This window comes from Methanoculleus frigidifontis (assembly GCF_030464345.1).
GTDB classification, from domain to species: Archaea; Halobacteriota; Methanomicrobia; order Methanomicrobiales; family Methanoculleaceae; genus Methanoculleus_A; species Methanoculleus_A frigidifontis.
Genome location: NZ_VCYH01000004.1, coordinates 155,806 through 179,193 on the forward strand (window position 1 = coordinate 155,806; position 23,388 = coordinate 179,193).

The window sequence follows — 23,388 nt, forward strand, 5'->3', positions numbered from 1 at the left end:
TTCTCCTCGTTTTACAGATTTACAGATCTTGCAATGAGTTTTACGTCTCCGGTTCCAAGTTGGATGGGTTGACCGACGATGACGTTCTCCGTCACGCCATTCAGCTCGTCCACCTCGTTTGCGATGGCCGCATCCAGGAGATGGTTGACCGTCACCTCGAACGCCGCGCGCGAAAGAACACTCTCCTTCTCACCGGCAATACCGTGGCGACCGATCTGCTTCACCTCCCCCTCCATGCACATCATGTCGGCGACGAGCATGATATGCCGCACGTCGACCGAGATACCCTGCTCGTTCAGCGTGCTCAGGGCTTCCTGGATAATGGCGTTCCTGCCGGCCTCGATGCCGAGCACATCCGCGATCTCGCTGATGTTGTTGCTCCGCGTCCTGGCGGTGTCGACCCCCTCAACCTGGAAGACATCCTTAAGATTGGAGCCTTCAGTATAAAGGATATACTCTCCGTCCTCTTTTCTGACGACCACACGCTCGATGTCATCGATACCCTGAACGATGACCACACGAACATGCTCCGCCAGCTGGAAGAGGTTCTGGTAGCTCTCGCGGTTCTTCGGGAGGAAGGTGATCATCGCTTTCTTCGCGTCACCTTCACTCTCGAAGTCACGGAAGTGCCGGCGCTCCCGGATCTTGCGCGGAGCTATCTCCATGATATCCTCCACGCTGATCTTCCGCCGGTCGCAGACCTGCTTATTCAGCTGCACGAGCACCTGCATGTTCTCCATGTCGATGGTGATATCACCGAACTCATGGAGCGGAGCGGCCTCGATCTGCCAGCTGACCTCCCGGGCGCGGTCACGGTTGCCCGCCCAGTCGTTCTGGAGGAAGACCGCCATCGTCGGTGTGCTCGGCTCGCGCCGCGCATCCATGATCTCGATGAGCCGCGGAAGACCCAGCGTGACGTTGATCTCGGCCACACCCGCGTAGTGGAACGTACGCATTGTCATCTGCGTACCGGGCTCGCCTATCGACTGGGCTGCAATGACCCCGACGGCCTCACAGGGCTCGATCCGGGTCTTCTGGTACTCGGCGAAGATCATCTCGAGGATCCAGTCGAACTGCTCCTCGGAGATCTCCCGGTCACGGAGGGAGGTCTTCAGATCTTCTTTCGTCTTGACCGGAAGATCGGCCTCGTCGATCCGTCTCTCCATCTCGCCGTTCATCAGACTTCCTCCTTTAAGACGCTCTCAACAATACCCTTCACGTCAACCGGGTCGCCGGCGCTGCTCTTCGACGGGTCGGTACCGTCTTCGCCGTACTTGAACTGGATGATTCTCCCGCCCGTCGTCCTGACCGTGCCGTCGTAGGCCACTTTCAGGTCCTGCAGGGCGTTGACCATACGCCGCTGCAGGTACCCGCTCTGCGACGTACGGACGGCCGTGTCCACGAGACCTTCACGGCCACCAATAGCGTGGAAGAAGAACTCGGTCGGCGACAGGCCGCTCTTGTAACTGTTGGTGATGAACCCGTGCGCATCTGCGCCGCGGTCGCCCCGCTTGAAGTGCGGCAGTGTCCGCTCCTCGTATCCACGGACGATCCGCTCTCCACGCACCGACTGCTGTCCGAGACAGCCGGCCATCTGCGTCAGGTTCAGCATGGAACCACGGGCACCGGAGACCGCCATCACGACGGCGCTGTTCCCGAGACCCAGGTGCCGGCCCGCGATCTCACCGGTGCGGTCACGAGCCTTGCCAAGCACCTGCATGATCTGCATCTCCAGCGTCTCGTCGAGCGTCCGGCCCGGCATCGGTTCGAGCTGGCCCTCGTTGTAGATCCGGATCCGCCGCTCCACATCCTGGAGCGCGTTCTTCAGCACTTCGTCGATCTGGCCGTACTCGGTCTTGGTCAGGTCCTCATCGTCGATGCCGAAACTGAACCCTTCGATCATGATCCCGCGGATCGAGAGTTTCGTTACGTCGTCAATGAACTGCGCTGCCCGCCCGAGGCCGTACTGGCGGATGATCCGGTGCAGGATCTGGCCGTCGAACGCACCGATCGCTTTCTTGTCGATGGTCCCGGAGACGAGCTGGCCGTCGGTGATCCGCACGTAGGCGTCACGTTCGCAGACCTCACGCAGGCAGGTCTCACAATGCTGGCAGCTCGTTGCCTTGAAGACCATATTCAGGCCGTCCGGAAGGATGGCGGAGAAGACCTGCTTGTTCGTCCAGTAGGGCTTTCCGTCCTCTTCCCTGTCCGAGGGAGGGAGGTGCTCGATCGGGACATGCTTGAGGAGATAGAGCATCTCCTCCTTTGCAAAGTGGCGCGTCCCGTGCGTCAGCAGGAAGATACCGGAGATGTGATCGTGGATACCGCCGATGATCGGCCCGCCGGTTCGCGGAGAGAGAATATTCGACTGCACCGAGACCAGAATCTCCGCCTCCGCACGTGCCTCTTCGGTCTGCGGAATGTGCAGATTCATCTCATCGCCGTCGAAGTCGGCGTTGTAGGGGGGACATACAGCCGGGTTCAGCCGGAACGTCTTGCCGTCCATCACAACGATCCGGTGAGCCATGATACTCATCCGGTGCAGCGACGGTTGCCGGTTAAAGAGAACAATATCACCGTTCCGCAGCTGCCGCTCCACCGTCCACCCGGGCTCGATCATCTCGGTCACCGTCTCCCGGTTCGACTCGGAGAGCCGCATTCTGCGGTTATCCGGCCGGATCACGTAGTTCGCGCTGCACGGATCCTTTATCGTCTTGCGCTCCTCGCTGTTCAGGACGTACTGCCGGGCCTCCTCCAGGTTATAGGCGGTCACCCGCACCGGAACGGTCATCTCATCAGCGATAGCGAGCGGGATGCCCACCTCGCCGATCGAGAGATTCGGATCCGGGGAGATGACGGTACGAGCCGAGAAGTTCACACGCTTTCCGGAGAGCGAGCCCCTGAAACGTCCTTCCTTACCTTTGAGACGCTGTGAGAGCGTCTTTAAGGGTCTCCCACTCCGGTGCCGGGCAGGCGGACAGCCTGCCACCTCGTTGTCGAGGTAGGTGGTGACGTGGTACTGCAGAAGTTCCCAGAGATCCTCGATGATCAGCTGGGGAGCGCCCGCGTCCTGATTCTCCTTGAACCGCTGGTTGATGCGGATGATATCCACGAGCTTGTGGGTCAGGTCGTCCTCGGAACGCTGACCGTTCTCGAGGATGATCGACGGCCGCATCGTCACCGGCGGAACCGGGAGGACGGTCAGGATCGTCCACTCCGGCCGGGCTACGGTCGGGTTGACGCCGAGCGCCCGGAGGTCGTCGTCCGGGATCCGCTCGAGCCGCGCCCGGATATCGGCGGGCGTCAGTTTGTGCTCGAGCTTCTTCCCATCCTCCACCCACGCCTCAGAGAAGGTCGTGGGCTTCTCGAAGTTGATCTTCAGCTGCTGCTCGCCGCAGTGGGGGCAGACGCGCTCCTTCTTGATGTCCTTCTCGGAGACAAACTCCGAACCGATCTCGCCCTCCTCAGAGCCGGTGACCTTCTCGACCTCTTCGGGGGTGAGCAGCAGGCGCGAGCAGCTCCGACAGCTGACACGGAGCAGCTTTCTGATCAGGCGGGTATAGCCGACGTGGATGACCGGCTTGGCGAGCTCAATATGCCCGAAGTGCCCCGGACACTCGGCCGCCTTCTGGTCGCAGGTCTTGCACCGGAGGCCCGGATCGATGACCCCGAGGTTCAGGTCCATCAGCCCCTGCGGATAGGGGAACCCGTCATCATCGTAGGTATCAGCCCAGATGATCTTCCGGACGCTCATCTTGCGGATCTCTTTCGGGGAGAGAAGCCCGAATTCAATTTTTCCAACGCGTTTAGGACTGGTCATATCTGTATTTCGCCCCCGTTACACCATATCTTCGAGCCGCAGGCGGGGAGCAATACCCATACTCTTCATCTCATCCAGCAGCAGCTTGAACGCATAGCTCATCTCGACCGGATATATGTCAGTCTCGCCGCCGCAGGCGAGGCAGCGGGTGATCTTGCGTTTCCGGTCAAGCATCGCCACCATGCCGCACTTGGCGCAGACCCACTCGGAGACCTTGTCAGACTCGTCGAGGAGACGCTCTTTGAGCGCCATCGCAGCGCCGTGACCGATCATCACGTCGCGCTCCATCTCACCGAACCGGAGACCTCCCTCACGGGCACGACCTTCGGTCGGCTGCCGGGTCAGCACCTGCACCGGGCCGCGCGACCGGGCATGCATCTTGCTCGAGACCATGTGGTAGAGCTTCTGGTAGTAGATAACGCCGACGTAGATGTCGGCGGCGAACCGCCGGCCCGTGATTCCATCGTACATGACTTCACGGCCGGTATGGGAGAACCCGAGCTCCCGGAGCGATTTGCGCATGGCCGCCTCGCGCTCACCGCGGAAGGCGGTGGCGTTGATCCGGTGCCCCTCGAGGCTGCCGACCTTGCCGCCGAGCATCTCCAGCATGTGGCCGATGGTCATACGGCTCGGGACGGCATGGGGGTTGATGACGAGGTCGGGGGTCATCCCGGACTCGGTGAAGGGCATATCCTCCTGGGGCTGGATGAGCCCGATGACACCCTTCTGACCGTGACGGGACGCGAACTTGTCGCCGACCTCGGGGATACGAAGGTCTCGCGTCCTGACCTTCACCAACCGAGAGCTGTTCTCGCCCTCGGTGATGATGACGGTGTCCACGATACCGTGCTCGTTGCTCCGCATCGTCACCGAGGTGTCGCGCCTTTTTTCGACGGCGATCAGTTCGCTCGTCGGCTCCTCCAGGAACCGGGGCGGCGAGGTCTTCCCGATGATGACGTCTTTTTCCCGGACGATCGTCTCGGGGCTGATGACGCCGTCCTCGTCGAGGTTCGCATAGTACTCGACGCCGTGCGCACCCGAAACCTCTTCGTCCGGGATCTCGATCCGGTCGACCTGACCGCCCGGGTACCGCCGTTCTTCCCCGTCGTAGGTACGGAAGAAGTGAGAGCGGCCGAGTCCGCGGTCGATGGATGCCTTGTTGATGATGAGCGCATCCTCAATATTGAACCCCTCGTAGCTGATGATGGCCACGACGAAGTTCTGACCCGCGGGACGGTCGTCCGACCCGATGACGTCGGAGGTCTGGGTGTAGGTGAGGGGTTTTTGGACGTAGTGGAGCATGTGGCCGCGGGTGTCAGGCCGCAGTTTCATGTTCGCCGCGGCAAACCCGAGCGCCTGCTTGACCATTCCCGCACCCATGGTGACACGCGGACTGGCGTTATGCTCCGGGAACGGCACGTGGGCCGCGCCGATCCCGAGGATGAGCGCAGGGTCGATCTCAAGGTGCGTGTGGTCGGGGGTGATATCCTCTTCGCTGATGGCGATGTAGAGGTCTTCCTCCTCCTCCGCGTCGATGAACTCGATGGTGCCCCGTTTCACGAAATCGTCGAAGCCGATCTCGCCTGCCCGGAGCCGCTCGATGTCTTCGGGCATTATCCGCGGCCTGCCGTCCTCGACGACGATCAGCGGGCGGCGTGCCCTGCCGCGGTCGGTATGGATGATGACGTCGTTATTGAATGCCTTGTACGAGACATTGATCTCGGTCGGGAGTTCACCCCGCCGGCGCATGCGCCGGAGGTTCGCGGCGAGGGCGACCGGGTCTTCGGTGAGCCCGATCAGCGCCCCGTCGACGAAGACACGTGACATCTTCATACGGTTTCCCTCCGCAGGGCGATGACACCCGAATCAAACAGGATGTTCTTCACTTCCTCTTCGTCGATGACGCCCTTGCTGATCTCGACCATCTGGGCGAAGTTCTTCACAAGACCACAGTTCGGACCTTCCGGTGTCTCGCTCGGGCAGATCCGCCCCCACTGTGTGGGGTGCAGGTCACGCGCCTCGAAGTGCGGCTGCGAGCGGGAGAGCGGCGAGATCACACGCCGCAGGTGGGAGAGCACGGCCATGTGGTCGACGCGGTCGAGCAGCTGGGAGACACCCGTCCTGCCGCCGACCCAGTTTCCGGTGGCGAGCGGGTGAAGCAGACGCTCGGTAAGAACGTCCGCACGGACGGCGGTGCCGATGGAGAGATCGCGGTGCCGCATGCTGGCGCGCTCGAGCTGGTACTTGACGTCCCGTGTGAGACGGTTTAAGGAGATCCGGAAGAGGTCCTCCATGAGGTCGCCGGCGAGTTTCAGGCGCTTGTTCGAGTAGTGATCCTTGTCGTCGATGCGCCGGCGGTCGAGGACGAGATCGAAGCAGGCCTCTGCCATACGGCCGAGGAAGTGCGCCTTTGCAAGCCGGACCTCCTCAACCGTCTGCAGGTAGCCGTGATCCTCCTCTTTGAGGCCGACCGGCATCAGGTAGTTGAGGTGCGGCAGCAGGTAGTTGTCGAGGACGAACTCTGCGCGCTTGCGCTGGTAGTCGCGCGTCTGGTTCGGGGCGAGTTTCTTGCCCACGTACATGACGCCCTCCTCAACGGTATCGCACTCGCTCTCCTCGAGGTTCTGCATCATGAAGGTGAGCACGTCCTCGTCCGTGGAGACGGCTTCGACGATGTCGTGGTCGCCGGGGAGGCCCAGCGCCCGCATCAGGTCGACGAACCTGAGGTGCCCGGCGACCGAGGGGAACGAGACCTCAAGCAGGTTCTTGCGGTTCCGCTCGACGATGACGAGCGCACGGTAGCCCCGGAACTGCGAGAAGACCTTGGCAACGTAGATACGTTCGTTGTAGCGCTCGGTGAACTCGGTCATGATCTTGTTGGATGCCAGATCCTCGAGCGTCATCAGGACGCGCTCGGTCCCGTTGACGATGAAGTAGCCGCCCGGGTCGAGCGGGTCCTCGCCGTGCTCAACCCGCTCGGCATCGCTCATGCCGTAGAGGTTGCAGGCAGCCGAACCAACCATCACCGGCAGCTGCCCGATGGTGGTGATGACGGGCTCCTGCCGCTCGTCGCCCTGGACGAGCGTCATGCTGAGCTGGATCGGTGCGGCATACGTGAGATTTCTGAGGCGTGCTTCGCTCGGGAAGAGCTCAGACTGCGAACCGTCCGCCTCGCGGACGAGTGGCTTTTTCACCTCGATCGTCCCGAGCTCAACCCAGACAGCTTCTCTTCCCTTTCCACGCGTTTCGATGTCTGTTTCGATAATACGCTGTTCGTTTACGACTTTCTGAAGGTTGTGCAGGAGAAAATTATTAAAGGAGTCCAATTGATGTCGTGCTACGTGTTCCCGCGAAAAATAAGCTCTAGACAATACACTTCTGTCTATCAGATGTATCAGCTCCCGGCCAGGATTTATTTCTTCGGTCTCTTGATAACGAGACGGTACGATTCGGCTCTGCCTGCAGTTCGGCTTTCGCGGACTATCCTGACAACTTCCCCGAGATTGCCGCCGATAGCCCTGACTGCTGGATCGTCATGATAGATTTTTGGCAGTTGCTCCAAAGAGATGTCGTACAGAGCGAGTAGCTCCCGTACCTCTTCTTCGCTCATAATCTGATGGTCCGGAACCATCGTGTGTTTGAGTACGTCAAATGAGGTGCTCATCTTTTTATACCCCGCTGACGAAAGAGTCACATATCAGATGCATCACCTTTACAAAAACCATAGATCAACGCCCATGGCAACGGGCCCAAGGGGATTTGAACCCCCGACCACCTGGTTAAAAGCCAAGCGCTCTACCTAACTGAGCTATAGGCCCCGCGCGTCATGCCACACAGCATTATTACAACGCAAGAAAAGTATAAAAACTTTACCACAGTGCGCATCATATTATGATACGTATTCCGATATAAACTTTTATGTCTGAATCCCTTTTCCCGACCTATCGGAATATTTAATGCGCTTTAAGACGCCCTAATTGAGTGAGAAGTTCCCTACAGAGGTATGCAGCGTGACGATGCAGAACCGGCATGTGACGACGATCATCAACGTTCTGACGAACGTGACGCTGGCGATTTACCTTGCAATCGCCATTGGACTCTCAATCCTGGCCATACTCTCTATTTACGACGTTGCGCTGCTCATTCTGGACATCTTCACCGCAGATGACATGACTCTCGGCGTGCTTGCGGTACTGCACGCCCTCCTGCTGACGATCATCATCATCGAACTGCTGGATACGGTAACCCTGTACTTCAAGACGAACCGTCTGCAGGTCACCCCCATTCTGATCGCCGGACTGACCGCCATGGTGCGGCGCATCCTGACCTTCGGCGTCGAACCTGTTGAGGCCGTCGATGTTGCGCTCACCATCGTTGCGATCCTGATCCTGACGGTGGCCATCGTCTACATCGGAAAACAGGAGCGGGGCTGGGGAAGCCCGAAGACGGCATCCGAATAAAAAAGATTATGCTTCCGTAAAGACGGCGAACTCGTCGCGGATCTGATTTAAGCGCTCTTCCTGCAGTTTGATGCTGGTCGCCATGCTCTTGATGGCGCGGGTGATATTCTCGCCCATCCCTACCTTTGCATCCTTGATGCTGTAGGTCGTCTCGAGGATCTTCAAAAGACGCTTATTGATATCGACGCTTTTGCTGAGCCGTTCGTATTCATCGATGATTCGCTGGTCGATACCGGCCTCTTTCGCGCGTTCGATATCCGCCGAGATGGAGTGGCGGCGCTGGAGGACACGCTCGATGGCATCGTAGAGCTGGTGATGGGTCGTCGGTTTGAGGATATAGTCTTCGATATAGACACCATACTCCCGCGCCTCTTCGGGAGTCAGCGGTTTTGCGGTCAGCATCAGAACGGGGATGTTCTTCGTTGCAGGGTTGCCCTTCACATTCTCCAGTGTCTCCCAACCGTCCATCGGCTCCATCATAATGTCCAGCAGGATCAGGTCGGGCACAGAATCTTTCAGAACCGTAAGCGCTTCTTCACCACTGTACGCGGTTATCGGTCGATACCCCCCACGTTCCAGCATCGTAACAAACACGTCAACGATCATAGGACTGTCATCGACGACCAGTATCGTATACATCACATATCCTCCCCGAATCTTGCTGCAATCGCCGCAATCTGCTCACATATCGCCGAAATATCTGCGGATTTCTCAACGACCGCCGTGATGAGTTGTTCACTTCCTGCATAGACAACCAGAATTGCCGCTTCCGCAGTGGTTACAATAACTGATGAGGGGGAGCTGATGTGGATGGCACTTGCAGCGGCTTCGGCGGATGCGAGAATCGTAGCGCTCATCGCCGCGAAGAGTGAAGGAGCATGCCCGTCATCCCGGAAGTACTTGCCCATAACAAAGCCATCCTGCGACACAAGAGCACAGGCAATGATGCCATCGATGGATTTAACCTCATCGATGTACGATTGAGCCTTTTCTCCCACGGATGGATGGTCACCCATTTGTATTTACCCCCAGCATGTATACAAGGACATATACACCTCGCACCATATATCAATATCGAATCGCGTATATCCAAGACCCCCGGTTATCTCTCCTTTTCAATACAGCACCTCTCTCGTAAGCAGAATCACCGAATGGCTCAGTCAAGCACGAGCTGCAATCCGCCGGGCTATCGGAGCAGGCCGGGGACGATCTGATCGGACGAAAACTGAACGTTCTTGCGAGAGAAATATTATTCAAAAAATCTCCCATTCTAGTAAATAGGCCTTACACACAGGTAATAAAACCAGGTGGAAAATTTAAAGGCATTTCAATAAGAGAAATCTCTTTATAACATAAGTTCAATTTATCCATGAGACGGAATGAGATGATACGCGCATACACTATCGCTTCCGGGAAAGGCGGGACGGGAAAGACCACGGTTACCGCAAACCTCGGTACCGCGCTCGCCCAATACGGAAAAGAGACGTACATCATCGATGCCGACGTAGGCATGGCAAATCTTGGACTTGTTCTCGGCCTTGAGAATGCTTCGATCACCCTGCACGAAGTGCTGGCCGGGAAGGCAAAGATCGGCGATGCAATCTACGACGGACCTCAAGGACTGAAGGTGGTGCCGAGCGGGATCTCGCTCAAGGGATTCCAGGATGCAGATCCAAAACGGCTGAAGGACGTCATGGGCGAACTCGTCAGCCGCTGTGATTTTCTGCTCTTCGATGCCCCCGCCGGCCTCGGCAGCGATGCGGTGATCCCGCTTGCCATTGCCGATGAGGTCATTCTGGTCGTCAATCCCGAGATCTCTTCTCTTGTCGATGCCCTGAAGGTAAAGATACTGACGGAGATGGTCGGGGGGGCGGTCAAAGGCGCCATCCTCAACCGGGCAACCCTGCAGGACTCCGAGCTCTCCCGGCAGAAGATCCAGCAGGTTCTGGGAGTTCCGATCATCGACGTGATCCCCGAAGATCCGAATGTCCGCCGGTCGTCGGCATGTAAAGTGCCGGTCGTATCCCGGCACCCAGATTCTCCGTCGTCAGCGGCATTTCGACGCATTGCAGCCACTCTGGCCGGAATCGAGTATACAGAAGCCATCGAAGAAAAAGATGAGGGGTTCATCGAGAAACTTGCTCGGACCCTCTTCAGGAGACCATCATGACGATCGACAGTGTAATGATCATTATTCTCTCCCTTATCATCATCAGCCTGCTGTTCATCATGTACGTCATGTACGTGCGAATCAAGCAGCTCCTTGCAGAGGTCGAGGGCCTCACCAGCAGGATGGAGGTGACCGGAAGCGAAGTTGAGCAGCTGACCCGGAGCATGGAAGAGTACAAAATGATGAAGATCTAACAACCTCTTTCACAATGCGTAAGGGAAAGTACATAAGCAAATCTAACCCATAGAATAGGGAGGGGCCATAGGGTAGCCTGGCCATCCTAGGAGACTGGGGGTCTTCTGACCTGCGTTCAAATCGCAGTGGCCCCATTGTGATCTTTTTTGTTCTGCAGATGCGATCAGTACATCCATGAGACTGAACCCCGGATGCGCTGAATGTCTGCTTTCCCGCGTCGAGTACGAGTCCCGTCTGGTGACGGACGACGATGAGCGGGTCAGGGAGATCGTAGCGGCCTGCAGCGATCTGCTCGCAGAACGCCGCACACTGCCGGCCCCCTCGCCGGTGATTGCAAGCGAGATCCATCGACTTGCATACCGGATGGTCGGCGCACGGGATCCCTACCGGGAACTGAAAGCGGCGAACAATGCAGACGCCAGGGCTGTCTGCAGGGCAGTCCGCGGCGATCTTGCGACCTTCCGCGACCGCGCGCTTGCCGCCGTCATCGGCAATACCCTGGACTACGGATCGATGGCGCATAAGGTCACCGACAACTTCGTAGAGTTCTTTCACCGGGAGTTTTCCGCAGGCCTGACCGTGGACGACACCGAGGCTATCGAGGCGCTCACGAGCCGCGTGGTCTACCTCGCCGACAACTGCGGGGAGATCGTCTTCGATGCGCTCCTTGTCGAGTACCTCAAGAGACACGGATCGCACGTCACCCTGGCCGTCCGGGGCGCCCCTATTCTCAACGATGCCACACTGGAAGACGCAAAAGCCCTCGGCCTCGACCGGAAGGTCGATCTTCTGACGACGACCTCGCGGGGTGTCGCCGAGCTCGGCCTCAACCTGGAGACGATGCCTCCCGACCTTGCGGACGCGCTCGACCGGTGCACGCTCATCATCGGGAAAGGCATGGCCAACTACGAGTCGCTCTCCGATTACACGGATCTTCCTCCAGTCGCGTATCTGATGTCGGTGAAGTGCGAACCGATCGCACGCCACGTCGGCATTCCGGTCGGATCCAAGATCGCGCTGCTCAGGGAATGATGCCCCCCGTCACCCCTCCCCGCATGCGAGTACCCGTGCAACCCCCAGACGTGGCGGGCCGCAGACACACATACCGTACCAATTACCTGGACGAGAAGTATCAGCAGATTCTTCGAGGTTTCCCGAAAACACCGTCCCCTGCGCGCCCTGAGACGTACGTCCGGGTATAAATACCTGGCGGCAAAACAGGATTTCATTGAAACGGTTTTGTTTGCATGGGCGGCATCTTTCACAGGCGCATTTTCTATTAAGGGCGATTTATATCGAGATATAATAATAAGTCACTATTATATAACCCTCCGTATAGATAATATTCCGGGGTACGACCACACCCGTATGTTTCAGGTCACAACACCTATCAGTGATGCAAATCGGCAGCCAGAATTCAATACTACAGCAAGCCAGCAATTCCGTACAGCAATTCGCCAGTGTTCAGCAATTCAGCAATTCAACACCATACACACATCTTTCAGAGAACAGAGATCCTCGGTTCAGAACCGGGAAACAGGTACCTCCCGGGTGTCGGTCCCCCCCCATACTCCTTTCTTGCACCAATGAGACAGGGATGCAAGACCGCGCACCGTCTCCTTCACGCCGCCGGTCTCCGCGGCACGTTCATGTACCGTTCGTCAATAGTTCATGACAAGGATCTCGGCGAGGCAGCCACGCCCGTTTCCGTCCCGGTTAATGGCACGGCGGGCGGGAACCCGCTCGATGGAGAACCCGTCGTACAGGTCGTCGAAGAACCCGTCATCCGGGTCGGCATTCCGAGGATCGGAGTTGCTGAGCATAAAGTATGCGCCGATGCCGTCGAGCCTCCTGCAGAACGCTGCCAGCCGGATCTGGTCGTCGTCGCCGAAGCTGCTCCGGGCATAGGAGGTAAACTTCGCGGTGCGGGTGAGCGGCCGATACGGCGGGTCGATATAGACGAAGGTTTTTTCATCGACGAACGGCTCGCATGCGGTAAAGTCGCCCTGCCGCACCTCTGCCCGGGCAAGCAGCTGCGATGCCGCACAGAGGTTCACCCGGCTCACAATGCAGGGATGCCGGTACCTCCCCGAGGGTACGTTGAAGTGGCCGCGGGAGTTCACGCGAAAGAGGCCGTTGTAACAGGTGCGGTTCAGAAAAATGAGGTCGGCAGCCCTAAGCACCCATACTCCGGGCGTGTAGGCCGCGTAATCGATACTCTCCTTCGTCCGGTTGAACCGCTCCCGCACCGCATAGTAATACTCGCGGCGCCCCTCCTCGGAGAGAGGGAGATACGCATCTTCATGGCAGCGTATCGATCAGCGCCTCGACGTCCTGCTGCACGACGCGGTAGGCGATGACCAGTTCTTCGTTGATGTCGAAGAGATAACTCCGCTCGGGAGCAAAATCGCCGGCGACTGCAAAAAAGACGGCGCCACCGCCCAGGAACGGTTCGACGTAGCGGGTCACCGCCCCAGAACGGAGAGCCCCGGGGAGCCGGAACCGCAGTGCCTCCAGCAGCTGCGACTTGCCGCCGGCCTACTTCAGAAACGGTCGTGCAGGTGAAGTGCTCATACTCCTCCGGTGCACAGCGGGTTCGAGATCCTGACGTTCCGACCGGGGAGGGGAAAGATACGGGAAATACCTCACCCGAACTTTGCCTTCGACATCTCCAGCGCCTGGATGGCAGGGAGTTTCTTGCCGGTGAGGAACTCGATGCATGCCCCGCCGCCGGTGGAGATGTGCGTGAAGTCGTCTTCAAGACCGAGTTTTTCGATGGCAACAGCCGTATGCCCGCCGCCGACCACCGAGAACTCGACACCGGCCGCGGCCCGGACGATCTCGAACGTCCCGACAGCAAAGGTGTCCTCCTCAAAGAGCCCGGCAGGTCCGTTCAGCACGACCGTTCCCGAGTCCTTGATCGCCCGGGCAAGAGCCTGAACGGAGTCCACTCCGAGATCAAGCACCGGCGCATCGGACGGAATGGCCTCGACCGGATACTCCTCCCGTTCGCCGTCCTCACGGACGGCAACCGTCTCGGGCATGACGATCCGGTCGCCGAACGTCCGCAGCAGATCTGCGGCGATCCGCACCTGGTCGCCGTACTTCAGCTGCTCGATGAGCTGCGCCGACGGCCTGCCGATATCGATGCCCCGGGCCATCAGGAAGACGTTCGCAACGACCCCGGTGACGACCACCCGGTCGGCGATCCCGCTCGAGAGGACATGCTGAGCCACGGCAACGGAGTCGTCCATCTTTGTTCCGCCGAGGACGAAAGTCACCGGTCGCGGGGCACCGGCAAAGACCCGGGAGAGGGATGCAACCTCTTTCTCCATCAGAAGGCCGGCCACGGTCCTGACGGCGAGGGGAAGCCCCACGATCGAGGGCTGCGACCGGTGCGCCGTGCCGAAGGCATCGTTCACGTAGAGGTCCGCCATCGCGGCAAGGTTGCGCACCAGGATCGTCTTCTGCGCATCCTCGGGTTTCAGCGTCAGGTTCTCCTCCGCGTTGAACCGGAGGTTCTCGAGCATGACGACGTCTCCCCGTTTCATGCCGCGGATCGTCTCCCGTGCGGTAGATCCGAAGATATCCTCGACATAATCGACCGGACGGCCGCTCAACCGCTCCAGTTTCTCTGCATGTGCCTCCAGGGTCGTAAAATCCTTTTTCCCGGGCCGGCTCTGATGCGTGAGGATGACGAGCTTTGCATCCTCGAGCGCCTGAACCGTCGGAAGGTGCTCCCGGAACCGTTTATCGTCAAGGATCTGATGAGAAGAAGGATCGATGGGGGAGTTGAAATCGACACGGAGCATAACCGTGCCGCTCCGGCTCCCCGCACCAGCAAGCGTACCGATCTCCAACGGACATCACCTGTACTCTATGAGGAACTTCGAGCCTTAATCTTTTTGAGACGGAAGAGTTCTTCACGCTCCATTTCGTCGAGCCGCATCTTGATGAAGTTGCTGGCTTCGGTGAGCTCGGGGATGACCTTGAACTCCAACGCGTTCACACGCCGCTTGGTGCTCTCGATCTCGTCGAGCAGCCGCTTCATCGTGGTCTCGATCTCCGCCGCCTCGATGATGCTCTCGAGGAGATCCTCGAAAGCCTCCGCCGTCTCGTCGATGACGGCCGAGGTGCCGAGCACACCGTAGCCGCGCTCGGCCAGGTTCTTCCTGACCGCCGAGGCCTCGATCTCCGGCACGACCACGCCCATGATGTTCTTGCTCTTGAGGGTGATCTCCGGACGGTCTGCCGCCGAGAATGCGGCTGCCTTGACACCGATCGCACCCTCAACGGTGTCTGCGATGGCGATCATCTCGGTCGCCCTCGCATAGCGTTCCTGCATCGCGCCGCGGCTGTCTTTCGCCTGCTGCAGCACTTTGAAGAATTCAAGGATCAGTCCATCGCGCTTCATCTTGAGGATGTTATAGCCACGCTCCGAGAGCTTGATCCGCCGCTTGATATTGATCAGCTCGGAACGGGTCGGCTTGATGTCTCGCAGCGCCATGGATCTCTACCCCTGCACGTTCTTCCGGTACTTCGGGTGATACTTCTGGATCAGTTCGCGGTCGATACGCACGAGCTGCTCTTCGGGCAGCGTCGCCAGAAGTTCCCAGCCGAGATCGAGCGTCTCCTGGATCGTCCGGTCCTCGTAGAGGCCCTGGCGGACGAAACGGTCTTCGAAGAGGTCAGCAAACTCGAGGAACATCCGGTCGCGCTCCGAGAGTGCGTCTTTCCCGACGATGGCCACGAGGCCGCGGAGATCGTTCCCCTCTGCGTAGGCCGCGTAGAGCTGATCCGAAACCTTCTTGTGGTCTTCACGGGTGTGCCCCTCGCCGATACCGAGGTTCATCAGCCGGGAGAGAGACGGCAGCACGTTGATGGGCGGATAGATGCCCTTCCGGTGCAGATCACGGTTGACCACGATCTGACCTTCGGTGATGTAGCCGGTCAGGTCAGGGATCGGGTGCGTGATATCGTCGCCGGGCATCGTCAGGATCGGGATCTGGGTCACCGAACCCTTGACGCCCTTGATGATACCGGCACGCTCGTAGATACCGGCAAGATCGGTGTACATGTATCCGGGGTAGCCGCGACGGCCGGGCACTTCCTCACGGGCGGCACCGATCTGACGGAGCGCCTCACAGTAGTTGGTCATATCCGTCAGGATAACCAGCACGTGGTAGCCGAGATCGAACGCCAGGTACTCTGCGGTGGTGAGTGCCAGCCGCGGGGTGATGATACGCTCGACCGCCGGGTCGTCGGCAAGGTTTAAGAAGACGACGGCACGCTCGAGCGCACCGGTCTTCTCGAAGTCGGCCATGAAGACGTTCGCTTCCTCACGGGTGATACCCATGGCAGCGAAGACCACAGCGAACTCTTCGGTCGAACCCGGCACCTTCGCCTGGCGGGCGATCTGCAGCGCCACATCGTTGTGCGGGAGACCGGACCCCGAGAAGATCGGGAGTTTCTGTCCACGGACGAGGGTGTTGGTACCGTCGATCGTGGAGATACCGGTCTGGATGAAATCTTCCGGAGAGCTCCGGGCATACGGGTTGATTGCAGCGCCGGTTATATCGAGGCGCTTCTCGGGCACGATATCGGGACCGCCGTCGATCGGCTTACCGCCTCCGGAGAGGATACGGCCGAGCATCTCTTTTCCCACCGGCATCTTGATCGTCTCGCCGGTGAAGCGGATACCGCTGTCCCTGCCGATGCCGGCGGTGGTCTCGAAGACCTGCACGACGACGATCTCGTCGCTGGTATCGAGCACCTGTCCGCGCTTCATCGTCCCGTCTGCAAGCGAGATGTTGACGAGTTCGTTGTAGCCGATAGGCTCGGTCTTCTCGACAAAGACGAGAGGGCCCGCGATCTGTGTTACCGTTCTGTACTCCTTCATGTTAAGCCGCCCTCAGTGCGTTGAATTCAGCTTCCATGTCTTTGAGGATCTTCGCGAGGACCGGCTCGTAATCCTTGATGAACTTGATCTGCGGAAGCTCGTTCTTCGTCTTGATACCGATGACCTGCTGCGGCGTCGCCCCTGCCACCTGTGCGCTGCGGGCGAAATCGGCGTAGGCCTTGATCGCCTTCATCATGTCGTACTGCTTGGACATCGGGCAGAAGGTGTCGACTGCATCGTAGGCGTTCTGCTGCAGGAAGATCTCACGGATCATCCTGGCGACCTCGATGGTGACCTGCTCCTCGTCGGGCAGCGCATCGGAACCGACCAGCTGCACGATCTCCTGGAGTTCGGCCTCCTTCTGGAGGACTTCCATCGCCCAGGCACGCAGGGGGTTCCACTCAGGGGAGACCTCGCGGTCGTACCAGTCGTGGAGCGTGTCCAGGTAGAGCGAGTAGGAGTTTAACCAGTTGATGGCCGGGAAGTGACGCCGCTGCGAGAGCTTGGCGTCGAGCGCCCAGAAGACCTTCACGATACGGAGGGTGTTCTGCGTCACCGGCTCGGAGAAGTCACCGCCGGGCGGCGAGACCGCACCGATGACCGAGACCGAACCCTTCGCATTGCTCAGGGTCTCGACGAGACCCGCACGCTCGTAGAACTCCGAGAGGCGTGCCGCGAGGTATGCGGGATACCCTTCCTCACCGGGCATCTCTTCGAGACGGGAGGAGATCTCACGCATCGCTTCAGCCCAGCGGGAGGTCGAGTCTGCCATCAGCGAGACGTCGTAGCCCATGTCACGGAAGTATTCCGCGATAGTGATACCGGTGTAGACGGATGCCTCACGGGCAGCCACCGGCATGTTCGAGGTGTTCGCGATCAGCACCGTCCGCTCCATCAGCGGCTTGCCGCTCTTCGGGTCCTCGAGCTCCGGGAACTCGGTCAGAACCTCGGTCATCTCGTTGCCGCGCTCACCGCAGCCGATGTAGACCACGATCTCGGCGTCGGACCATTTTGCAAGCTGCTGCTGGGTGACCGTCTTGCCGCTGCCGAACGGGCCGGGAATGGCTGCCGTTCCGCCCTTGGCGATCGGGAAGAGACCGTCCAGAATCCGCTGACCGGTGATCAGGGGAATGTCCGGGTTCATCTTCTCGGCGACCGGCCGTGGGACACGGACAGGCCAGCGCTGGAGCATGGTGATCGCGGTTCCGTCCTCGAGCTCGCAGACCGTCTCGTCGACGGTATAGCTGCCGGACTGGATGCTCTTGATCTTCCCGCCCTTCATGTTGGGCGGCACCATGATCTTGTGAACGATGTTCGTCTCCTGCACCTCGCCGATGATCTCGCCGGGGGCGACCGTGTCGCCTGCCTTCGCGATCGGCTTGAATTCCCACTTCTTCTCGTGGGAAAGGCCGGGAGCGGATACACCGCGCTCGATGAAGTTGCCCATCTTATCGACGAGCACCTCGAGGGGACGCTGGATCCCGTCGTAGATACTGGTCAGGAGACCGGGTCCGAGTTCGACGGCAAGCGACAGGCCGGTGTTCTCGACCGGTTCGCCCGGCCGGATACCGGCGGTGTCCTCGTAGACCTGGATGATGATGTTCTCACCCTGGATCTTGATGACCTCCCCCATCAGCTCTTCGTCGCCGACCTTCACCACGTCGTACATGTGCGCGTCCAGACCGACCGCAGTGACCACCGGCCCCGAAATCCTTTTCAGGACGCCTTTTGTTCTATTTCCAGTTGCTTGTTCTTTTACTTCCACAGATCAACACCCACCGATCTCTTAATTCTCTCTCGCATGGAAAGGCCGCCTTCTTCACCGCCGATCGTAATTACGGTCGGCTTTACAGAGTTCTCCAGAGTGGTGCGGAGTCGTGGGGGGATCCGCTCCATATCTTTGCCTTCCAGGACGAGAATGCCAACATCCTTATCTCCGAGTGCCCGGGTGACGGAGTCGACCAGTCGCTCGTCGGTCTCGGCGGCATACGTCTTCTGTACACCGGCAAGCCTGAAACCGAGGATGAACTCGCTGTTTCCGATTACTGCGATCTCCATGTTACATCACCAGATAGCTCCGTATTCGCTCACCGGGGAGTCCGGCCTCTTTGCCCCGGGCGAGTGCACGGAGGTTTGCGACCTCGTACTTCTTCTGCTCGAGGTAGACCAGGATGGGAGTGATGGAGAAGGGATACCGCTTGGACACCCGATCCATCTGCTCCAGCTGAACCCGGGTCAGCGCGATCTCAACCTCATGGATGGGGCGCTCGCTCCGGAGATCCTCAAGCACGTTGAGCAGCGGGGGAAGCGTCACCTGCTTCTTGACGCCGTCGATGAACTCGTCGCGGCTCTCGGCAGTGGAGAGGCGCTGCAGTTCGTCGACAGTGAACGAACCGCCCGGAATCATCATCTCCCGCACGTCTTCCAGAGTGGGCTGTGCCCGAAGACGGAAAAGGTTCTGGATATTCCGGATATCGATCTCGAGCTGGACGTAGCCCTTAAAGACCCTTCCTCCCTTGACGCCGCCTTTGGTCTCTGCGAGCAGCCGCTCGTAGTAGCCCTTGTAGAGCTCGTTCTCGAGGCGGGCAAACGACCCGGTCTCGAGGGCTCGGGGGAACTCCCGCTCCAGCACCGGATAAAGACGCATGCCCTTGAGCGCTTCGACGACCCTTTCCGGTGAGTCTTCCGCGAGCATGCGATCGAGGAAGACCCGATCGAGGGCGCCGGCGGGGATCAGCACTTCGCGGATCTTGCCGGCCGGCATGCCCTGGGTCTTGCCGCGGAGGATGGTGAGCACGTTCTGGATGTCCCAGCGCCGGAGGTAACTTGCGGTGAACCGCATCAGTTCTCCGGGCGTGATCGCAAGAATGCTCTGGTACTCCTTGGCAAGATTCCAGCTTAGGGCCACCTCGACGAGGTCGATACCGGAGAATGCGGTAGCAAGCTCGTCGATCTCGGACTTATATCCGGTATCTTCGATAAACCGGGTGATCTCAGGCAGGCTCATATTCAGCATGCGGAGATAATCCTCACGCGGTATCAGCTGCGAGCGCCGCACCCGCATGCGGGTACAGACGTAGATGTACTGCGCCGATCCGCTACTTATCTCTGCCATATCTGAAGCCTCCTCACCCGAACAGGAGATCAGATGCAGCCTTCAGCTCTGATTCCCATACATCGTTCAGAAACGTCCGGTAACTGTAGTCGATCTGCAGCTCGCCATCCGTACTCTCGACGATGATACCACCAGGGATATCGATCGCCGTACCCACGCTGTAACCCTTCAGGGTCGTTGAGGAGGAGATGATATCCTGCAGCGCCGGGACATCCTGCTCGTTGCAGTGTACCACACCCTCGTCGATCTCCTTCGCTGCCTGCTCAAGCAGTCCGGCAAGAGCCTTTTTATGGAAATCTGCCGGGAGATCCCTGACAGCGGCTAATGAGGCCTGATAGACCTGATCAAGGAGTTTCTTCTGGGCGTTCAAGACCTGCCGCTTGACGATGAGGTTGGCAGCGGAGACCTCCTGGTTCACGATGTGAGCAGCCTGGCGCTCCGATTCCTCCTCTGCGGCGAGTTTGATGGATTCTGCACGCCCCTGGGCGTTCTGCAGAATCTCTTCGACCTCTTTGCGGGTCTCCGCACGGGCCGCCTCTACCTCTCTTCGCCCTTTTTCCTTGATCTCATCGACGACAGCTTCAAGTCCCATGGTTCACTCCATCAGAACAGAAGCAGCAGTGCGACCACAAGACCGAAGATGACGATTGTCTCAGGAATAACCGTGAAGAGCAGTGCCAGACCGAACATGTCCTTGTTCTCTGCCGTCGCACCGACTGCGGCAGCACCGATACCCATCTCGGCGACACCGGTACCGATACCGGTGAGACCGACGGCGAGACCTGCGCCGACTGCCTTGAGACCAACCTGCGATGCCTGAATCATTTCAAGAGTGAGTTCTGCTGTACCAAAATCTACCATAGTTTATTCCTCCGTAAATTTCTGTTCCATTCCAAAGGGATCGTACTTCTTTCCTCCACCTTTGTAGAATTTGGTGAAGAATTCGACATAGTGAAGACGAATCGAGTTCAGTCCGCCGCCCAGGATGCCAAGCGCCGTGTTCAGCGCGTGTCCCAGGAGGAAGACAAGGATGCCAACGATGATGATGAGGACACCGACGACGGTGATCTCTTCGAGTTGAGGCTCAATCATCATGCCGATGGCAATGTAGTTGATTACCAGTGCAATAGCGACCGAAGAGAGCCCCACCGCAGTCAGACGGGCATATGAAAGCACATGACTGATGATGGTCGGGATCTCAACCACTTCGAGAGCGTTCTCCTGAGCAATGGCAACGATACCTCCCAGAAGGAGAACAACACCGATAACCGCTGCCAGATTCAGTCCCATTGCAATCATCGGAAGCCCGGTAAGATCGGGCATCAACGGGATTGCATAGAGAGACCAGATCATGAGGAGAATACCCCACATAGTACCGAGCCATCCGGCGTTTGCAAGCATCGCCTTTGTGGCGTGCTTCCCGTGGTACATCTTCCTGGCATTGACGATGCCAAGAACCCGCCCGAGCGAGATATGCAGAATACCTATCCAGATCGAGACGATCAACAGTTCCGCCACCTGAGCTCCGTGCTCAGAAGCGTGGCCGCCGATGTTTAAGTGGCGGCTGTAGATGATCGGCTCCCAGGGCAGTGCGAACCCGAAGAATTCGCTGAAAAGAATGCCGAAACCGATACTGGCAATACTGGCGTTACGTAGCGAGATCAGGAGCTGCCGCCCCTCACCGGCTTTGAAGAACTTCCGGAGACCAAACGTCAGAAGCAGCAGGATCAGTCCGTACCCGACATCGCCGAGGATCAACCCGAAGAAGAGCGGGAAGACGATCGACACCATCAGGGTCGGATCAACCTCGGTGTACTTGGGACGGGAGTAGAGATCCATGAGCATCTGCGACGGCTTCGCAAATGACGGGTTCTGGTACTCTACCGGCACGTCGTTCAGATTCTCAATCTCCATCTCCGTGATGTAGATCTTCCCACCGGCGGCCCGGACGAGTTCCTCTTTGACCTTCTCCACACCGTCTGCGGGCACCCATCCTTCCGTGACAAACGTCTCTTCCGTGGTAGCAAAACGCAACGGGGCTTCCGCCCGCTCTACATCAGCCGTGAGTAGTTCATCGCATGCTACCAGGGTTTCCCCATGCCGGTCTTTTACATCCTGAATTCGCCGGTTAATGTCCGATATCTCGCCTTCGAGCTGCTTGACCTCTTTCGTGTAGTGATCAATGCGGCTCTGCGGAGAGCCTGTCTCTTCAGGTATCGGAACCGCCTGGAATCCGGCGTCCAGAAGCGTACGCTCAACCGCCTCGCGATCGCTGCTCTGGACGATCACGACGACGATGTTGCCGGCGACCTTGTCTGAAAAATATTTCTCATGGGGTACGGCGATCTGGATATCTTTGGGGATATGCCCTACAAGGACAGAAAAGCGTTCGTAGCCGTGGTACATCTCCATATCGAGAGGGATCGCTGCAAAAGGCTCGAGCTCGCGTGCCCGCTGCTCGGACTCTTTCTGGTTCGCCTCCAGCCTCGACCGCTTTGCGAGGAGTTCCTCCACTTCGTGCTGAAGGGCAGGGAGATCACGCTCAATGATGGACCGCACCTTTGCAGCGGGGATCTTCTGCTTGATCTCCACTTCGTCGGGGTCGATCCCGCATGCATTCTCGATGGCTCTGATTTTGATCAGCGCTGAAGCTGCGTCACTCGCTCCCGGACGGGGCATACCGATCTTGACCGGAACGGCCGCCTCGCTCTCAGCCACAAAGTCCTCGATGTGGTAGGCATTGTGCTTGTAGAGCGTTGCGATCACGGCATCGATCTGCCCTTTCGGAGCCGCAATGAGCAGCCTGCGCATCAGTTCAGGCCGTAACATTCAGCTGCTCCTTAAAACGTGAAACGATATAATCGACAGCAGTGTCAAGTTTCTTGCTGCCTTCCGTTTTCAGTGTTTCGGCGCTCTGCTCTCCTTTTTTGACGATCTCAGCGTACTTCTGCTGCGCCTGCTCGCGTGCGGAGGCAAGGCGCTGCTTTTTGTATTCCTCGGCATCGCTTGTTGCCTTCAGAATCAGGTTTTCAGCTTCCAGCTCCGCATCGTAGAGGCTTTTTTTCCTCTCCGCCTGCGCATCACTGATCATCGCCTGATACTCTTCCTCAGTTTTTTTGATGCTCTTCAGGACCTCGGTCTTCATCAAACCCTCCTTCTCACGGCATATGAATATTTGATGGAAATGAACTTATATACATTGTTGTTTGTCGTCCGCAGATCCGCCCGGATCATAGTATTCCACAGCCGTATCCGGCGGCATCTGCTCAATCTCAACGCCGCTTTCCGTCCCTGAAATACGCATCCCTGCAAGCTCGCTCGACGAACAGAGCACGTGCTGCTCGGGATGTGTCCCGCGCTGGATGTCACAGGCGAGCAGGATCGCGGGAGCGACCGAGACGACCATCTTGAGCCGCTGTGAGCCGGGATGGCCCTTCGGCAGGACAACGAGCGGTATATGGTTCCCCCGGACGAGCTCGAGCAGCATGGAGGCCGCATCCACCGATCCGCCCTCGGGCGCCGATATGACGACCAGATCATCGGGCTCGACGGTCTCGGAGTACTCCTTCTCGAACGTTTCGAAGGTGAGCGCATACCGCACGCCCGCTTTTCCAATCAGTAAAAAGGAATGTCCCTTTCGTATGAGGAGGAAACCCTCATCGAGAGGTACATGCATCCGAGTCGGCATAGAACCTGCGGACGTGCGTGCAACGCGGGTATTAAACCGCT

The 23,388-nt window shown here is 58.7% G+C and carries 24 protein-coding genes and 2 tRNA genes; 5 read left to right on the plus strand and 21 right to left on the minus strand.

What is annotated here, in order from left to right; translation table 11 throughout:
• Positions 1-11: 11 nt before the first annotated feature.
• From rpoA2 to FGU65_RS07330, 6 genes are all read right to left on the minus strand, one after another.
• Positions 12-1,178 (minus strand): DNA-directed RNA polymerase subunit A'', encoded by a 1,167-nt coding sequence (rpoA2, locus tag FGU65_RS07305; RefSeq protein ID WP_301663784.1) that lies wholly within the window; start codon positions 1,176-1,178, stop codon positions 12-14.
• Positions 1,178-3,820: a DNA-directed RNA polymerase subunit A' gene (locus FGU65_RS07310; protein WP_301663785.1), complete on the minus strand. Its 2,643-nt coding sequence runs from the start codon at positions 3,818-3,820 to the stop codon at positions 1,178-1,180. Before FGU65_RS07310 ends, rpoA2 begins: the two co-directional genes overlap by 1 nt.
• 18 nt (positions 3,821-3,838) lie before the next feature.
• On the minus strand, positions 3,839-5,653 hold the full coding sequence (rpoB, locus tag FGU65_RS07315) for a DNA-directed RNA polymerase subunit B (RefSeq protein WP_301663786.1): 1,815 nt from the start codon (positions 5,651-5,653) through the stop codon (positions 3,839-3,841).
• Positions 5,650-7,191 carry a DNA-directed RNA polymerase subunit B'' gene (locus FGU65_RS07320; protein ID WP_301663787.1) on the minus strand — a complete coding sequence of 514 codons (1,542 nt, stop codon included), beginning with the start codon at positions 7,189-7,191 and terminating at the stop codon, positions 5,650-5,652. The genes rpoB and FGU65_RS07320 overlap by 4 nt, the downstream gene beginning before the upstream one ends.
• A 41-nt stretch (positions 7,192-7,232) precedes the next feature.
• Positions 7,233-7,484 (minus strand): DNA-directed RNA polymerase subunit H, encoded by a 252-nt coding sequence (locus FGU65_RS07325; RefSeq protein WP_301663788.1) that lies wholly within the window; start codon positions 7,482-7,484, stop codon positions 7,233-7,235.
• 80 nt (positions 7,485-7,564) lie between these two features.
• Positions 7,565-7,638 (minus strand) — tRNA-Lys (locus FGU65_RS07330).
• A gap of 198 nt (positions 7,639-7,836) precedes the next feature.
• Between FGU65_RS07330 and FGU65_RS07335 the strand changes: the two genes are divergently transcribed.
• The gene (locus tag FGU65_RS07335) at positions 7,837-8,280 is read left to right on the plus strand and encodes a phosphate-starvation-inducible PsiE family protein (protein WP_301663973.1); all 444 of its coding nucleotides are present in this window, start codon (positions 7,837-7,839) and stop codon (positions 8,278-8,280) included.
• Between the two features lie 6 nt (positions 8,281-8,286).
• On the opposite strand, the gene FGU65_RS07340 is transcribed toward FGU65_RS07335, so the two are convergent.
• Positions 8,287-8,919 carry a response regulator gene (locus tag FGU65_RS07340; protein WP_301663789.1) on the minus strand — a complete coding sequence of 211 codons (633 nt, stop codon included), beginning with the start codon at positions 8,917-8,919 and terminating at the stop codon, positions 8,287-8,289.
• A complete protein-coding gene (locus FGU65_RS07345; RefSeq protein ID WP_301663790.1) occupies positions 8,919-9,296 on the minus strand; it encodes a roadblock/LC7 domain-containing protein in 378 nt (125 codons plus the stop codon). The genes FGU65_RS07340 and FGU65_RS07345 overlap by 1 nt, the downstream gene beginning before the upstream one ends.
• A gap of 368 nt (positions 9,297-9,664) precedes the next feature.
• Between FGU65_RS07345 and minD the strand changes: the two genes are divergently transcribed.
• The 4 genes from minD to FGU65_RS07365 all read left to right on the plus strand — a co-directional run bounded on the left by minD (position 9,665) and on the right by FGU65_RS07365 (position 11,677).
• Complete coding sequence (minD, locus tag FGU65_RS07350; protein WP_301663974.1) at positions 9,665-10,450, plus strand: cell division ATPase MinD; 786 nt, start codon at positions 9,665-9,667, stop codon at positions 10,448-10,450.
• Entirely contained in the window at positions 10,447-10,644 is a 198-nt protein-coding gene (locus FGU65_RS07355; RefSeq protein WP_301663791.1) for a hypothetical protein, read from the plus strand. Before minD ends, FGU65_RS07355 begins: the two co-directional genes overlap by 4 nt.
• Before the next feature lie 61 nt (positions 10,645-10,705).
• A tRNA-Pro gene (locus FGU65_RS07360) sits at positions 10,706-10,779 on the plus strand.
• Between the two features lie 40 nt (positions 10,780-10,819).
• Positions 10,820-11,677 (plus strand): damage-control phosphatase ARMT1 family protein, encoded by an 858-nt coding sequence (locus FGU65_RS07365; RefSeq protein ID WP_301663792.1) that lies wholly within the window; start codon positions 10,820-10,822, stop codon positions 11,675-11,677.
• Positions 11,678-12,306: 629 nt separating this feature from the next.
• Here the strand turns inward: FGU65_RS07365 and FGU65_RS07370 are convergent.
• The 13 genes from FGU65_RS07370 to FGU65_RS07430 all read right to left on the minus strand — a co-directional run bounded on the left by FGU65_RS07370 (position 12,307) and on the right by FGU65_RS07430 (position 23,260).
• Positions 12,307-12,894, minus strand: coding sequence for a DNA adenine methylase (locus FGU65_RS07370; RefSeq protein ID WP_301663793.1), 588 nt, complete (start codon positions 12,892-12,894; stop codon positions 12,307-12,309).
• 52 nt (positions 12,895-12,946) lie between these two features.
• Positions 12,947-13,165 carry a DNA adenine methylase gene (locus FGU65_RS07375; protein WP_367652367.1) on the minus strand — a complete coding sequence of 73 codons (219 nt, stop codon included), beginning with the start codon at positions 13,163-13,165 and terminating at the stop codon, positions 12,947-12,949.
• 125 nt (positions 13,166-13,290) lie between these two features.
• A complete protein-coding gene (locus FGU65_RS07380; RefSeq protein ID WP_437344440.1) occupies positions 13,291-14,505 on the minus strand; it encodes a phosphoglycerate kinase in 1,215 nt (404 codons plus the stop codon).
• A 17-nt stretch (positions 14,506-14,522) separates the two neighbouring features.
• Positions 14,523-15,152 carry a V-type ATP synthase subunit D gene (locus FGU65_RS07385; RefSeq protein ID WP_301663794.1) on the minus strand — a complete coding sequence of 210 codons (630 nt, stop codon included), beginning with the start codon at positions 15,150-15,152 and terminating at the stop codon, positions 14,523-14,525.
• A 6-nt stretch (positions 15,153-15,158) separates the two neighbouring features.
• Positions 15,159-16,544, minus strand: a complete 1,386-nt coding sequence (locus FGU65_RS07390) for an ATP synthase subunit B (RefSeq protein WP_301663795.1) — start codon at positions 16,542-16,544, stop codon at positions 15,159-15,161.
• 1 nt (position 16,545) lies between these two features.
• Complete coding sequence (locus FGU65_RS07395) at positions 16,546-18,309, minus strand: ATP synthase subunit A (protein ID WP_301663796.1); 1,764 nt, start codon at positions 18,307-18,309, stop codon at positions 16,546-16,548.
• Entirely contained in the window at positions 18,300-18,602 is a 303-nt protein-coding gene (locus tag FGU65_RS07400) for a V-type ATP synthase subunit F (protein ID WP_301663797.1), read from the minus strand. Before FGU65_RS07400 ends, FGU65_RS07395 begins: the two co-directional genes overlap by 10 nt.
• A 1-nt stretch (position 18,603) precedes the next feature.
• Complete coding sequence (locus FGU65_RS07405) at positions 18,604-19,659, minus strand: V-type ATP synthase subunit C (RefSeq protein ID WP_301663798.1); 1,056 nt, start codon at positions 19,657-19,659, stop codon at positions 18,604-18,606.
• 13 nt (positions 19,660-19,672) lie between these two features.
• A complete protein-coding gene (locus FGU65_RS07410) occupies positions 19,673-20,251 on the minus strand; it encodes a V-type ATP synthase subunit E family protein (RefSeq protein WP_301663800.1) in 579 nt (192 codons plus the stop codon).
• An 11-nt stretch (positions 20,252-20,262) separates the two neighbouring features.
• On the minus strand, positions 20,263-20,520 hold the full coding sequence (locus tag FGU65_RS07415; protein ID WP_301663801.1) for an ATP synthase subunit C-like protein: 258 nt from the start codon (positions 20,518-20,520) through the stop codon (positions 20,263-20,265).
• A 3-nt stretch (positions 20,521-20,523) separates the two neighbouring features.
• On the minus strand, positions 20,524-22,488 hold the full coding sequence (locus FGU65_RS07420; protein WP_301663802.1) for a V-type ATP synthase subunit I: 1,965 nt from the start codon (positions 22,486-22,488) through the stop codon (positions 20,524-20,526).
• Entirely contained in the window at positions 22,475-22,804 is a 330-nt protein-coding gene (locus FGU65_RS07425) for a V-type ATPase subunit subunit G family protein (protein WP_301663803.1), read from the minus strand. The genes FGU65_RS07420 and FGU65_RS07425 overlap by 14 nt, the downstream gene beginning before the upstream one ends.
• Before the next feature lie 45 nt (positions 22,805-22,849).
• Entirely contained in the window at positions 22,850-23,260 is a 411-nt protein-coding gene (locus FGU65_RS07430) for an alpha/beta hydrolase (protein ID WP_301663804.1), read from the minus strand.
• Between the last annotated feature and the right edge of the window lie 128 nt (positions 23,261-23,388).